Here is a 14328-nt window from a genome sequence, read left to right on the forward strand (position 1 = left end):
CCCGGGACCGGGCCGGGAGCGGGGCGCTCCGGGAGAGCCCGGTCGCCTGACCCTCCGCCGCCCGGCCATGAGAGATCATGTCGGGTATGGCTACGCATGTGATCACTGGAGCCGGGTCCGGCATCGGCACGGCCGTGGCGTCCCGGCTGGCCGAGCGCGGCGACGAGCTGTGGCTCTGGGCCAGGGACGCCGGCCGCGCCCGGGACCTGCGCGAACGCTTCCCCGGCGCCCACACCCTGACCGGCGACCTGGCCGAGCCGGAACGGCTCTCGTGGGCGCTGGGCCACCAGCGGGTCCCGGACCGGATCGACGGCCTGCTGCATATCGCGGGCGTGGTCGAGCTCGGCCCGGTCGGCGAGCTGACCCCCAAGGTGTGGAACGCGGTGCTGGCCGCCAATCTGGTGGCCCCGGCCGAGCTGACCCGGCTGCTGCTGCCCCCGTTGCGGGCCGCCCGCGGCCAGATCGTCTTCGTCAACTCCGGGGCCGGCCTGCGCACCAGCCCCAACTGGGGCGCCTACGCGGCCAGCAAGCACGGGCTGAAGGCACTGGCCGACGCGGTGCGCGGCGAGGAGGCGGCCAACGGCATCCGGGTCACCTCCGTCTACCCGGGGCGCACCGCCACTCCGATGCAGGCCAAGGTGCACCAGCAGGAGGGCCGCAGCTACGACCCGGAGCAGTGGATGACGCCCGAGTCGGTGGCCGGCACCGTGCTGGCCGCACTGGACCTGCCGCGCGGCAGCGAGATCACCGACCTCAGCGTCCGTCCGGGGCCCTGAGACCGCCGACCGGGGAGAGAGCACCACGTGAACAGCGCAGAAGGCATGGGCGGCGCCGGTACCACCGCGGACCGCCGGTTTCCGTGGCAGCCGGGAGCGGCCACCGGGGCCGGGTCGATGCCCGGCACGGACATCCGGGAGACGGTCCGGGTGGTCACCGGCGCGGTGGAGGGCCTGCCCTTCCTGCCCGAACTGCCCGCCCGCGGCCCGGGCGCCGACATGACCGGCCGCACCGCCGGCCTGCTGGCCGAGCTGTCCGTGCAGCACGAGCCCAGCGGATGGCGGATCGCCGACCGCCCCGGCCGCGACACCCGCCGCGCCGCCGCCTGGCTGCGCGAGGACCTGGACACCCTGGAGGAGTTCACCCAAGGGTTCACCGGGCCGCTCAAGCTCCAGGCGGTCGGCCCGTGGACGCTGGCCGCCGCCGTGCAGCGGCGCAACGGCGAGGCCATGCTGGGCGATCGCGGTGCCTGCCGCGATCTGGCCGCCTCGCTGGCCGAGGGGCTGCGCGCGCATCTGGCCGACGTCCGCCGCCGGGTGCCCGGGGCCCGGCTGCTGCTCCAGCTCGACGAGCCCTCGCTGCCCGCCGTGCTGGCCGGCCGGGTCAGGACCGCCAGCGGCTACCGGACCCACCCGGCGGTGGACGCCGCGGTGGCGGAGGAGACGCTGCGCGGCCTGCTGGACGCGGTGGCGGGCACGGGTACTGGCGGGGGACCGGGCGGGGGTCCTGGCGGGGAGGTGCTGCCCGTGGCGCACTGCTGCGCGCCCGGGCCGCCCTTCGCCCTGCTGCGCCGGGCCGGCTTCCGGGCCGTCTCCCTCGACCTCGCTCTGCTCACCGAGGGTGAGTACGACGCGGTGGCCGCCTCGGTGGAGGCCGGGGTGGCGCTCTTCGCCGGGGTGCTGCCGGGACACGGCAGCACCGCCGCGGACGGCACGGGGCCGTTGTCGGACCCGGCCGGTACCGTCAGTGGTGTCCGGACGCTGTGGCGCAGGCTGGGGCTGTCCCCGGAGTCGGTCGCCGGTGCGGTGGTGGTCACCCCGTCGTGCGGGCTGGCGGGGGCCTCCCCGGCCTGCGCCAGGGCCGCCCTGGAGCACTGCGCCCGCGCCGCCCGGACTCTGGTCGACGACCCAGTGTGACCCTGGGTGACGTCGTTGAGGGATGCAGCCGACAGGCGCGAGCCGACGAGCCGACGGGAGACGAGACGTGGCCGGTGGAGAGATGGGCGTCCCCGCGCGGGCGCGGGAGCGGCACAAGCAGCTTGCCGAGCAGATCGAGGAGCACCGCTTCCGCTACTACGTGAAGACCGCCGTCATCAGCGACGCCGAGTTCGACCGGATGCTGCGGGAACTGGAGGCCCTGGAGGCGGAGCATCCCGCGCTGCGCACACCGGATTCGCCCACCCAGAAGGTCGCCGGCGCCTATGCGACGGAATTCACCTCCGTCGAGCACCGGGAGCGGATGCTCTCCCTGGACAACGCCTTCGACGACGAGGAGCTGGACGCCTGGGCCCACCGGGTGGCCGAGGAACTGGACGGCATCCCGTACCACTTCCTCTGCGAGCTGAAGGTGGACGGTCTGGCCGTCAATCTCACCTATGAGCACGGCCGTCTGGTCCGGGCCGCCACCCGGGGCGACGGCCGCACCGGCGAGGACATCACCCCCAACGTCCGCACCATCGACGACGTGCCGCTGCGGCTGGCCGGGGAGCGGGTGCCGGAGCTGGTGGAGGTGCGCGGCGAGGTGTTCTTCCCCATGGAGCGCTTCGAGGAGCTCAACGCCCGGCTGGTGGAGGCGGGCGACAAGCCGTTCGCCAACCCGCGCAACGCCGCGGCCGGTTCGCTGCGCCAGAAGGACCCCAAGGTCACCGCCTCCCGCCCGCTCCAGCTGGTGGTGCACGGCATCGGCGCCCGCCGCGGGTTCGCCATCGACCGCCTGTCCGAGGCCTACGACCTGCTGCGCGGCTGGGGGCTGCCCACCGCCCGGGCCGGCCGGGTGGCCGCATCCCTGGCCGAGGTGCGGGAGTTCATCGCCTACTACGGCGAGCACCGCCATGCCGTGGAGCACGAGATCGACGGTGTGGTGGTCAAGGTCGACGAGATCCCGCTCCAGGGCCGGATGGGCTCCACCTCCCGGGCCCCGCGCTGGGCCATCGCCTGGAAGTACCCGCCGGAGGAGGTCAACACCAGGCTGCTGGACATCCGGGTGTCCGTGGGCCGCACCGGCCGGGCCACCCCCTACGCCGTGGTGGAGCCGGTCACCGTGGCCGGCTCAGAGGTGGAGTTCGCCACCCTGCACAACCAGGACGTGGTCAAGGCCAAGGGCGTGCTGATCGGCGACACCGTGGCGCTGCGCAAGGCGGGGGATGTCATCCCGGAGATCCTGGGCCCGGTGGCCGATCTGCGCGACGGCACCGAGCGGGAGTTCGTGATGCCCGCCGACTGCCCGGAGTGCGGCACCCCGCTGAAGCCGATGAAGGAGGGGGATGTCGATCTGCGCTGCCCCAACGCCCGCTCCTGCCCCGCCCAGTTGCGGGAGCGGCTGTTCTATCTGGCCGGCCGCCGCTGCCTGGACATCGACAACTTCGGCTATGTCACGGCCACCGCGCTCACCCAGCCGCTGGAGCCGGCCGAGCCGCCGCTGCGGGACGAGGCGGGGCTGTTCGAGCTGACGGTGGAGCAGTTGCTGCCGATCCGGGCGCATGTGCTGGACCAGGACACCGGCCTGCCCAAGCGGGATCCGGAGACCGGCGAGCCCAAGGTGGCCAGCGTGTTCGCCACCCAGGCCGGCGAGCCCAAGAAGAACACCCTGGCCATGCTGGAGTCGCTGCGCGCCGCCCGGGAACGGCCGCTGGCCCGGATCATCGCCGGGCTGTCGATCCGTCATGTCGGGCCGGTGGCGGCCGAGGCGCTGGCCCGGGAGTTCGGCTCGCTGGACCGGATCATGGCGGCGGACGAGGAAGAACTCGCCGCCACCGAGGGCGTGGGGCCGACCATCGCGGCCTCGCTCAAGGACTGGTTCGCCGAGGACTGGCACCGGGAGATCGTGGAGCGCTGGCGGGCCGCCGGGGTGCGGATGGCCGAGGAGGCCCGGGAGGAGGCCGGCCCCCGCCCGCTGGACGGGCTGACGGTGGTGGTCACCGGCACCCTGGCCGACTACACCCGGGACCGGGCCAAGGAGGAACTCCAGTCCCGGGGGGCCAAGGTGACCGGCTCCGTCTCCAAGAAGACGGCCTTTGTGGTGGTGGGGGAGAATCCGGGGTCCAAGTACGACAAGGCGGTCCAGCTCAAGGTGCCGGTGCTGGACGACGCGGGCCTGCGGGTGCTGCTCACCGAAGGGCCGGAGGCGGCCCGGGACGCCGCCGTCAACCCTCCGGAGGAGGAAGCAGCTCCCTCTGACGAGTGATCACTCGAACGACCGACCGAGGGTTCGTCATGGCTGCCGAGCGGGAACGAGAAGGCATATACCAGGCATTTTCCCGTCCAGTAGTCAGTGACCTCACAGATTTCCCCAAGCCCTGGAGATCTGTGCCAAAGGCAGCCGCCCGCGCCCTAATGTGGGGTCAAGTGCCTGCCGGGACGCGGGCAGGTGTCGCCGTGAGAGGTAGGCCCGCATGCAGTCACCAGCCCCGGGGCGTCACGCCCCGCCGCGTGACCAGGCTGCCCGGTCCCGGTGGCTCGGCACCGCGCTGATCGGCGGAGCCGCCCTGGCCGTCCTCCTCGGCGCGATAAGGCTGATCGCCGACGGCACCGCGCTGTTCCCCGGCGCCGAGCAGGGCTGGGCCCTGGCCGTGCTCACCGGCATCATCGTCGGCCACCTGGTGGCCCTCGGCCGGGACCGCTGGTGGGGCGGCAGCGGCTCCGGCGCCGCCCTCACCCTGGCCATGCTGCTGCTCTACGGCTGGGTGCCGGCCGCCCTGGTCAGCCTGGCCGTGGTCACCCTGGTCGGCACCGTCCGCCGGCACCGCCGGCCGCAGGCCCTGCTGCACGGCGCCGCCGACATCACCGGCATCGGCGCCGCCGCGCTGGTGCTCGCCCTGTGGGGCGGCCACCCCAGCGTGGCCCGCCCCTGGCTGCCCGCCGGATGGGACGCGGCGGCGATCCCCGCGCTGCTGTGCACCGCGCTGGTCTACCTCGGCGTCACCCGCGCCCTGCTCTGGCTCTGCTTCGCCCCGCCCGGCGGGGGCCGGCCGCCCGGCCCGTACCGCGCCGCGCTGCTGCGCCAGGGCTCCGTCGGCGTCGCGCTGCTCGGCATCGCCCCGCTGATCGTGGTGGTCGCCGTGCACAAGCCGGTGCTGGTGCCGCTGTTCGCGGTGCCGCTGATCGCCCTGGACTCCACCCTGTGGATCGCCCGGGTGCGCGCCGAGGAGCAACTGCTCGACCCGCTCACCGGACTGCCCAACCGCCGCTGGCTGCTGGACCGCACCCGCGTCGCGCTCGCCGAGGCCGAGCGCACCGGCAGCCGCTGCGCCCTGGTCCTGATCGACCTCGACCGCTTCCGCTGGGTCAACGACACCCTGGGCCACCTCGCCGGGGACCGGCTGCTGCTGCGGATCGCCGACCGCCTCCAGCGCGCTCTGCCCGGCGACGCCGAGACCGCCCGGCTGGGCGGGGACGAGTTCGCCGTGCTGCTGCCCACGGTCGCCTCCGCCACCAGCGCCCAGCGCGCCGCCCGGGAGATCCTGGCCTCCTTCGCCGCCCCGCTGGAACTCGACGGCATGCCCCTGGTGGTCGAGGCCAGCGCCGGCGTCGCGGTCTACCCGGAACACGCCACCGAGCCCGAGGGGCTGCTGCGCCGCGCCGATGTGGCGATGTACACCGCCAAGCGCAACCGGGCCGGCGCCGAGGTCTACGAGCCCAGCCGGGACATCAACACCCCCGGCCGCCTCGGTCTGCTGGGCGATCTGCGGCGCGCCCTGGACACCGGCCGGATCACCCTGCATTACCAGCCCAAGGTCGGCTTCGACGGCCGGGTCGCCGGCCTGGAGGCGCTGCTCCGCTGGGAACACCCGGTACGCGGCCGGGTGCCGCCGGACCAGTTCATCGAGCTCGCCGAGACCTCCGGGCTGATGCCCCGGCTCACCGAGTATGTGCTGGAGACGGCACTCGGCCAGGTGGCCCGCTGGCGGGAGGCGGGCATCACCGTCCCGGTCGCGGTCAATGTCTCCCCGCGCGATGTGCACACCCCCGGCTTCGCGGGCGCGGTCGCCGCCCGGCTCGCCCGGCACGGCGTCCCGGCCGGCTCGCTCCAGCTGGAGATCACCGAGCATGTGATGCTGGAGGACCCGCAGCAGGCCGCCGACACCCTGGCCGGGCTCACCGGCCACGGCGTGCGCATGTCCCTGGACGACTTCGGCACCGGCTACTCCTCGCTCTCCCATCTGCGCCGGCTGCCGGTCAGCGAGCTGAAGATCGACCGCTCCTTCGTGGCGCGGCTGGCCAGAAACGCCGAGGACGCCGAAATCGTCCGCTGCACCGTGGACCTGGCCCACTCCCTGGGGCTGGTGGTGGTCGCCGAGGGCGTGGAGGACGACCAGACCTGGGAGCGCCTGCGCGACCTGGGCTGCGACGCGGTGCAGGGCTGGCTGGTCTCGCCCGCCATGCCCGCCGCCGAGACCACCGCCTGGCTGCGGGCCCGCCGCACCGACGCCGCGCACGACGGCCCCCCGCCGCTCTCCGGGGCCACCGCCGCCCCGCCCGCCCGCCGCGCCGGCCCCTGACGCGCCGCCCCGGCCCGCGGCCCGCTCCCGGCCGTGCTGCGGTCGCGGGGGCCGAGCGGGCCCCGCCGCCAATGCGGGCGCGGCGGGCAGGCCGCGGCGCCTAGGATGGGGGGCATTCCAGACCACCCGACCTGACTCACCAGAGGATCGCCACATGCCTGGCATCACGCGCGAGGAGGTCGCCCACCTCGCCCGGCTGGCGCGTCTGGAGCTGTCCCGCGAGGAGCTCGATCACTTCGCCGGCCAGCTCGACGCCATCATCGGAGCGGTCGCCGCCGTCTCCGACGTCGCCGAGGAGGACGTACCCCCCACCTCGCACCCCCTGCCGCTGACCAATGTCATGCGCCCGGACGAGGTCCGTCCCGGCCTGACCCCCGAGCAGGCGCTCGACCAGGCGCCCGCCCAGGAGCAGCAGCGGTTCAAGGTGCCGCAGATCCTGGGGGAGGAGCAGTAGGGATGAGCAGCGAACTGACCAGGCTCACCGCCGCCGCGCTCGCCGCCCGCATCGCGGCCGGCGAGACCAGCGCCGTCGAGGCCGCCGAGGCCCATCTGGCCCGCATCGAGGCCGTGGACGAGAAGGTGCACGCCTTCCTGCACGTGGACCGCGAGGGCGCCCTGGCCCAGGCCCGCGAGGTGGACGCCAGGCGCGCCGCCGGCGAGGAGCTGGGCCCGCTGGCCGGTGTGCCGCTGGCGCTGAAGGACATCTTCACCACCAAGGGCGTGCCCACCACCTGCGGCTCCAGGATCCTCGAAGGCTGGCTGCCGCCGTACGACGCCACCGTCACCAGGAAGCTGCGGGCGGCCGGCATTGTGGTGCTCGGCAAGTCCAACATGGACGAGTTCGCCATGGGCTCCTCCACCGAGAACAGCGCCTACGGACCCACCGGCAACCCCTGGGACCTCACCCGCATCCCCGGCGGCTCCGGCGGCGGCTCGGCCGCCGCCCTGGCCTCCTTCCAGGCCCCGCTGGCCATCGGCACCGACACCGGCGGCTCCATCCGCCAGCCCGCCGCCGTCACCGGCACCGTCGGCGTCAAGCCCACCTACGGCGGCGTCTCCCGCTACGGCATGATCGCCTTCTCCTCCTCCCTGGACCAGGGCGGCCCCTGCGCCCGCACCGTGCTGGACACGGCGCTGCTGCACGAGGCGATCGCCGGCCACGACCCGCTGGACTCCACCTCCATCGACGCCCCGGTCCCGCCCGTGGTCGAGGCCGCCCGCAACGGCTCGGTGGCCGGGCTGCGGGTCGGCGTGGTGAAGCAGCTCTCGGGCGAGGGCTACCAGGACGGCGTGATGCAGCGCTTCGGCGAGGCCGTGGAGCTGCTGCGCGAACTGGGCGCCGAGGTGACCGAGGTGGACTGCCCGTCCTTCACCAAGGCCCTGGCCGCCTACTACCTGATCGCCCCCTCCGAGTGCTCCTCCAACCTGGCCCGCTTCGACGGCCTGCGCTACGGGCTGCGCACCGGCGACGACGGCTCCCGCTCCGCGGAGGAGGTCACCTCGCTCACCCGGGCGGCCGGTTTCGGCGCCGAGGTCAAGCGGCGCATCATGCTCGGCACCTACGCCCTGTCCTCCGGCTACTACGACGCCTACTACGGCAGCGCGCAGAAGGTCCGCACCCTGATCAGCCGGGACTTCGAGGCGGCCTTCGGCCGGGTCGACGTGCTGGTCTCGCCCACCGCCCCGACCACCGCCTTCCCGATCGGCGAGCGCGTCGACGACCCGGTCGCCATGTACCTGGCCGACCTGTGCACCATTCCGGCGAACCTGGCGGGCAACGCCGCCATGTCCCTGCCGTGCGGCCTGGCCCCGGAGGACGGTCTCCCGGTGGGGCTCCAGATCATCGCCCCGGCCATGGCCGACGACCGGCTCTACCGTGTCGGGGCGGCCGTGGAGGCCGCCTTCCAGGCACGCTGGGGTCACCCGATCCTTGAGGAGGCACCCGCACTATGAGCAAGAAGCCCAAGTCCAAGGCCGGTACGTATCTGTCGCTCGGGACCACCCTGTTCGGCGCGGTCAGCGTGGTCAAGCAGCTGCGCGCCGCCCGCAGTGAGCGCGACAGGCTCCAGCTCGCCGACGCCGTGGTGTCCGCCGCCGCGATCGTCACCGGAGTCGCCCTGATCGGCCGTGAGCTGCGCCGGATGAGCCGGAACCAGGGCACCGCCGCCGAGGCGCCGGCCGACTGACCGGCCGACTGACCGGCCGACCCACTGATGTGAGAGGTATCCCGTCGTGACCGTCACCGAGCTGGTGTCCTTCGAGGACGCGCTGGCGTCCTACGACCCCGTCATGGGCCTGGAGGTCCATGTCGAGCTGGGCACCAAGACCAAGATGTTCTGCGGCTGCGCCACCGTCGTGGGCGCGGACGCGAACACCCAGACCTGCCCGGTCTGCCTCGGCCTGCCCGGCGCCCTGCCGGTGGTCAACGCCACCGGCGTGGAGTCGGCCGTGCGCATCGGCCTGGCCCTGAACTGCACCATCGCCGACTGGTGCCGCTTCGCCCGGAAGAACTACTTCTATCCGGACATGCCGAAGAACTTCCAGACCTCCCAGTACGACGAGCCGATCGCCTTCCAGGGCTATCTGGACGTCGAGCTGGAGGACGGCGAGGTGTTCCGGGTCGAGATCGAGCGCGCCCACATGGAGGAGGACACCGGCAAGTCCACCCACATCGGCGGCGCCACCGGCCGGATCCACGGCGCCTCGCACTCCCTGCTCGACTACAACCGGGCCGGCATCCCGCTGATCGAGATCGTCACCAAGCCGATCACCGGGGCCGGGGCCCGGGCGCCGGAGGTGGCCCGGGCGTACGTGTCCGAACTGCGCGAGCTGATCCGGGCGCTGGGCGTGTCCGAGGCCCGGATGGAGCGCGGCCAGATGCGCTGCGACGTCAATCTGTCGCTGCGCCCGCACGGCACCGAGACCTTCGGCACCCGCAGCGAGACCAAGAACGTCAACTCGCTGCGCAGCGTGGAGCGGGCGGTGCGGTCCGAGATCCAGCGCCACGCCATGGTGCTGGCCGCCGGGGAGAAGATCGTCCAGGAGACCCGGCACTTCTACGAGGACACCGGCACCACCACCCCGGGGCGGCGCAAGGAGGAGGCCGAGGACTACCGCTACTTCCCCGAGCCCGACCTGGTGCCGGTGGCCCCGGCCCGGGAGTGGGTGGAGAAGCTGCGCGGCAACCTGCCCGAGCTGCCCCGGGTGCGGCGCGGCCGGCTGCGCGAGGAGTGGGGCATCTCCGCGCACGAGATGCAGTCCGTGCTCAACGCGGGCGCGCTGGATCCGGTCACCGCCACCATCGGGGCGGGCGCCGAACCGGCCGCCGCGCGCAAGTGGTGGATGGGCGAGCTGGCCCGGCGGGCCAACGAGCAGGGCGTGGAGCTGGCCGAGCTGCCGATCACGCCTGACCAGGTGGCCCGGGTGGCGGCGCTGGTCGCCGAGGGCGCGCTCAACGACAAGCTGGCCCGTCAGGTGATCGAGGGCGTGCTGGCCGGCGAGGGCGGCCCGGACGAGGTGGTGGAGCGGCGCGGCCTGAAAATCGTCTCCGACGAGGGCGCGCTGGGCGCGGCGGTGGACGAGGCCATCGCCGCCAACCCGGCCGTCGCGGAGAAGATCCGCGGCGGCAAGGTGGCCGCGGCCGGTGCCCTGGTGGGCGCGGTCATGAAGGCCACCCGCGGGCAGGCCGACGCGGCCCGCGCCCGGCAGCTCATCCTGGAACGCCTCGGCGTCTCCGGCTAGCGCAGGCGCGCACGGCACATCTGGCACGGCGGCGGACCCCGCCCGGCGTCCGCCGCCGTGCACCCGCACGTGCCGTGCCGCACCCGTTTTCCCGCACCCGCTGCCCCGGCCGGCCCCGGACCGCGGCCGGGGCAGCCCCCGGGAAGCGGCAGGGACATCCCTGCCCGGAATCGGGGAACTCCCGGATGGGGCCCGGCACCGTGATCACCCAGCGTCCGTGGCATGACGACGATCACCGGCCCCCGCACGCCCCGTCACCGTCCGCCCCGTCTCCTGACGCTCCGCACGACGCCGGCCATCTCATCCCGCGCTCCCCGGCGGCGGGCCTTGGCGGGGAGCGCGCGGCACCGCGGCGCGGCGTCTGAGGTGCCTTAGGCCCGAAGGAACCGCGGCGCGCGAGGGCCTTAGGCACCGGCGGGTCCACGGGGTGGCGCGGCTCACCCGCCGTCCCCGGGCGGTCTCCCCGGAACCGCGGAACTAAGGCTTCCGGAGGGGCGAAGACTGGGCAGGCGCCCGATGTGGCGGGGGTGCCTGGGACGGGAGAGTGGTCTCACCGACCGCGGAAACGCCGGCGGCCACCGCCGCCGGCACCTCCGCAGCCAGCGCCGACCACCGGGAGCGACCATGTTCGACCACTACCGCCTGCACCAGCACCGCGCCGAGCAGCTGCACCGGGAGGCCGCCGAGTCGCGCCGGGCCGGCGAGGCCCGCCGTGCCGCCCGCCGCCGCAGGCGCGGCGAGGACGCCGCCGAGGACGGACCCCCCACGCGGCAGCGGACGGGGGACTACACCCGGGCCGCCTGACCGTGGCGGCCACCGGCCCGGCCGGGCCGGGCGGAGCGGACGGGCCTTCCGTTCCGCCCGGGCCGCCCGGGCCGGACGGCTTGCCCTCGGCCCCCGCGCCGGCCGGGACCCCCGCCGGCGCTCCGCGCCCGCTGTCCGGGCACGCAGTCCCGGCGCACACACTCGCCGGACCCGCACTCGCCGGGCGTTCGCTCTCCGGGCGGGGGCGTTCCGGAACCCGGCCGTGGCATGTGATGCTCGATGCCGTGCTTCCGCAGAGCGTCAGCCCGGTCTTCGTCGGCCGCGGCACCGAACTCACCGCCCTGACCGACGCCCTGGCCCGGGCCGAGCGCGACGGCGAGCCGCAGCCCGTGGTCATCGGCGGCGAGGCCGGCCTCGGCAAGAGCCGGCTGCTGGAGGAGTTCGCCGTCCGCGCCACCGCCGCCGGGGCGACCGTGGCCGTCGGCGGCTGCGTCGAACTCGGCTCGGACGGCCTGCCGTTCGCCCCCTTCGCCGCCATCCTGCGCTCGCTGCACCGCCGGTTCCCCGACGCGCTCACCGCCGCCGCCGCAGGCCGCGAGACCGAGCTGGCCCGCCTGCTGCCCGGCCTCGGCGAGTCCCTTCCGCAGCCCGCCCGCGAGGCGGCCGGGGACCGGGCCCGGCTCTTCGAGTTCACCGCCCGGCTGCTGGAGCGCCTGGCCGCCGACCGCACCCTGCTGATCGCCGTCGAGGACCTGCACTGGGCCGACCGCTCCACCCGCGAGCTGCTCGGCTACCTCTTCCGCGCCGTCCAGGACGCCCGGCTGGTCCTGGTCGCCACCTACCGCACCGACGACATCCACCGCCGGCACCCGCTGCGCCCGTTCCTGGCCGAGCTCGACCGGCTGCGCAGCGTGCGCCGCATCGAACTGCGCCGCTTCACCCAGGCCGAGGTGACCGCGCAGATGACCGGCATCACGGGCACCGAGCCCGGGACCGACCTGGCCCGCACCGTCTTCACCCGCTCCGAGGGCAACCCCTTCTTCGTCGAGGAGCTGACCGCGCACTGCGGGGGCGGCCTGCGGGGGATGAGCGAATCGCTGCGCGATCTGCTGCTGGTCCGGGTCGAGGCACTGCCCGAGGAGACCCAGGAGGTGCTGCGGATCGTCGCCGAGGGCGGCTCCACCCTGGAGCACGGCCTGCTCGCCGCCGTGGCCCGCCGCCCGGAGCCCGAGCTGCTGGCCGCGCTGCGCGACGCGGTCGGCGCCCAGGTGCTGGTCCCCACCGAGGACGGCGACGGCTACCGCTTCCGGCACGCCCTGATGCGCGAGGCGGTCACGGACGATCTGCTGCCGGGCGAGCGGGCCCGCCTCAACCGCCGCTACGCCGAGGCCCTGGAGGCCGCCCCGCAGCTGGTCCGCGCCGACCAGCGGGCGGCCCGGCTGGCCGGCTACTGGTACTACGCGGGCGAACCGGCCAAGGCGCTGCCCGCCGTGCTGGACGCCGCCGTCCAGGCCCGCCGCCGCTACGCCTTCGCCGAACAGCTCCATCTGCTGCAACGGGCCCTGGAGCTGTGGGACGCCGCCCCGCCCGGCACCCTGGCCGCGCTGCGCCCGGTCGACGTGCTGTGGGCCTATCCCGAGTCCGGGCCGCCGCGCCCCGCCGACCAGGTGGACATCCTGGCCGAGGCCACGCTGGCCGGCGTCCTCGCCGACCAGTCCGACCGGGCCCAGCTCATGGTCCGGCAGGCGCTGAAGCTGCTGGACGAGCGGGCCGACCCGCTGCGCGCCGCCTGGTTCTGGATGCAGCGCTCCCGGCTGAAGGTGGACGGCGTCTCCCGCCGGGACGGCCTCGCCGAACTCGGCCGCGCCAAGGAACTGCTGCGCGGCCTGCCGCCCACCACCGTGCACGCCCAGGTGTTCGCGCTGGCCGCCGCCCAGATGCAGGAGGAGTCGCGCGGCCCCGAGACGTTCGAGGCCGCCCGGCGGGCCGTGGACCTGGCCCGCGCGGTCGGCACGGAGAGCACCGAGCTCTACGCCCGGCTGACCCTGGCCGCGCTGCGCGCCGATTCCGGCCGGGTGGAGGAGGGCACCGCGGAGATGCGGGCGGTGCTGGACCGGGTGCTGGAGCGCGGCTATGTCTCGCTGCTGGGGCGGTCCATGGTGAACCTCACCGCCACCCTGGGCGGGGTGGGCCGGCTGGCCGAGGCCGAGCGGACGGCGCGGCAGAGCGAGGAACTGGCCGGCCGGCACGGGCTGGACGAGGCCCTGCCCTGGCTGGCCACCAACCGGGCCTGGATTCTGTTCATGCTGGGCCGGTGGCAGGAGGCGGAAGCCGCCCTGGAGGCCGTCGTGCACGGCCACCCGGTGCTGCGGCTCCGGTCCAGCGGGCTGCTGCTGGCCGGCATCCAGGCGACGCTGCGCGGTGACGCGGCGCGGGGCACGGAGCTGCTGGCGGACGCGGTGGCGCCGCTCCCCGGGCGGGACCTGCTTCCCGACTTCGCCCTGATCCATACCCGGCTGCGGATCGAACTCGCCCTCGCGGACGGCGACATCGGCCGGGTGCGGGAGGCGTTCCTGGAGGCCCTGCCGCTGCCGGCGGTGCCGTTCACCACCACCCTGTTCTGGGAGCTGCTGACGGCGGTGGCCGGGGCCGAGGCCGAACTGCGCGGCCTGCCCGCCGCGGCCGACGGCCGGGCGGAGGCGCTGGCGGGCATCCGGGACGTGGTGAACGGAGTGTCCGCCGCGCAGCCGCTGTGGGCGGCCTTCGGCAGGCTGGTGGACGCGGCGCTGCGCACCGCGGAGGGCCGCGGCCGGCCGGCGGACTGGGCGGCGGCGGCCGATGCGCTGGAACCGCTGTCCGTCCCCTACTACCTGGCGCTGGCCCGCACGGGCCTGGCCGAGTCGCTGCTGGCCGCCGGGGACCGGGCCGCGGCGGCCGGGCCGCTGCGGCTGTCCCGGGAGGCGGCCGGGGAGCTGGGCGCCGGGCCGCTGCTGGACCGGTCCCGGCGGCTGGCCGCGCGCGGCGGCCTCCTCCCGGAGCGGGAGCCGGCGCCCCGGGCGGCGGCGGACGGGCCGGGTGCGCCCGCCGCCGCCCGGGACGCGGCCCCGGCCCCGTTCCGTCTCACCCCGCGCGAGCGGGACGTCCTCGCCCTGGTGGCGGCCGGGCGGAGCAACCGGCAGATCGCCGAGGAGCTGTTCATCTCGCCGAAGACGGCCAGCGTCCATGTCTCCAACATCATGGCCAAGCTGGAGGTGTCCAGCCGCGGTGAGGCGGCTGCCGTCGCCCACCGCCTGCGTCTGACCGGGACACCGTGAGCCGTCGGCGGCCGG

Annotated in this window: 10 protein-coding genes; all 10 read left to right on the top strand. The window is 75.1% G+C overall.

Going from position 1 to position 14328, the window contains the following annotated elements:
* The first annotated feature begins 86 nt into the window (after positions 1–86).
* The 10 genes from BM242_RS15655 (at position 87) to BM242_RS15700 (ending at position 14313) form a co-directional block, all read left to right on the top strand.
* Positions 87–776: an SDR family oxidoreductase gene (locus BM242_RS15655; protein WP_093839452.1), complete on the top strand. Its 690-nt coding sequence runs from the start codon at positions 87–89 to the stop codon at positions 774–776.
* Positions 777–821: 45 nt separating this feature from the next.
* The gene (locus BM242_RS15660; RefSeq protein WP_093839453.1) at positions 822–1913 is read left to right on the top strand and encodes a methionine synthase; all 1092 of its coding nucleotides are present in this window, start codon (positions 822–824) and stop codon (positions 1911–1913) included.
* 82 nt (positions 1914–1995) lie between these two features.
* Positions 1996–4179, top strand: a complete 2184-nt coding sequence (gene ligA, locus BM242_RS15665) for an NAD-dependent DNA ligase LigA (protein WP_093839454.1) — start codon at positions 1996–1998, stop codon at positions 4177–4179.
* A gap of 208 nt (positions 4180–4387) precedes the next feature.
* On the top strand, positions 4388–6493 hold the full coding sequence (locus BM242_RS15670) for a putative bifunctional diguanylate cyclase/phosphodiesterase (protein ID WP_093839455.1): 2106 nt from the start codon (positions 4388–4390) through the stop codon (positions 6491–6493).
* A gap of 154 nt (positions 6494–6647) precedes the next feature.
* On the top strand, positions 6648–6947 hold the full coding sequence (gene gatC, locus BM242_RS15675) for an Asp-tRNA(Asn)/Glu-tRNA(Gln) amidotransferase subunit GatC (protein ID WP_093839456.1): 300 nt from the start codon (positions 6648–6650) through the stop codon (positions 6945–6947).
* 2 nt (positions 6948–6949) lie between these two features.
* Complete coding sequence (gene gatA / locus BM242_RS15680) at positions 6950–8446, top strand: Asp-tRNA(Asn)/Glu-tRNA(Gln) amidotransferase subunit GatA (RefSeq protein ID WP_093839457.1); 1497 nt, start codon at positions 6950–6952, stop codon at positions 8444–8446.
* Positions 8443–8679 (top strand): hypothetical protein, encoded by a 237-nt coding sequence (locus BM242_RS15685; RefSeq protein WP_093839458.1) that lies wholly within the window; start codon positions 8443–8445, stop codon positions 8677–8679. The genes gatA and BM242_RS15685 overlap by 4 nt, the downstream gene beginning before the upstream one ends.
* 46 nt (positions 8680–8725) lie before the next feature.
* The gene (gene gatB, locus BM242_RS15690) at positions 8726–10234 is read left to right on the top strand and encodes an Asp-tRNA(Asn)/Glu-tRNA(Gln) amidotransferase subunit GatB (protein ID WP_093839459.1); all 1509 of its coding nucleotides are present in this window, start codon (positions 8726–8728) and stop codon (positions 10232–10234) included.
* A 624-nt stretch (positions 10235–10858) separates the two neighbouring features.
* Positions 10859–11038 carry a hypothetical protein gene (locus BM242_RS15695; protein ID WP_093839460.1) on the top strand — a complete coding sequence of 60 codons (180 nt, stop codon included), beginning with the start codon at positions 10859–10861 and terminating at the stop codon, positions 11036–11038.
* 233 nt (positions 11039–11271) lie between these two features.
* Positions 11272–14313 (top strand): helix-turn-helix transcriptional regulator, encoded by a 3042-nt coding sequence (locus tag BM242_RS15700; RefSeq protein WP_093839461.1) that lies wholly within the window; start codon positions 11272–11274, stop codon positions 14311–14313.
* The last annotated feature ends 15 nt before the right edge of the window (positions 14314–14328 follow it).

Source organism: Streptomyces aidingensis (assembly GCF_900112355.1).
Classification (GTDB): domain Bacteria; phylum Actinomycetota; class Actinomycetes; order Streptomycetales; family Streptomycetaceae; genus Streptomyces; species Streptomyces aidingensis.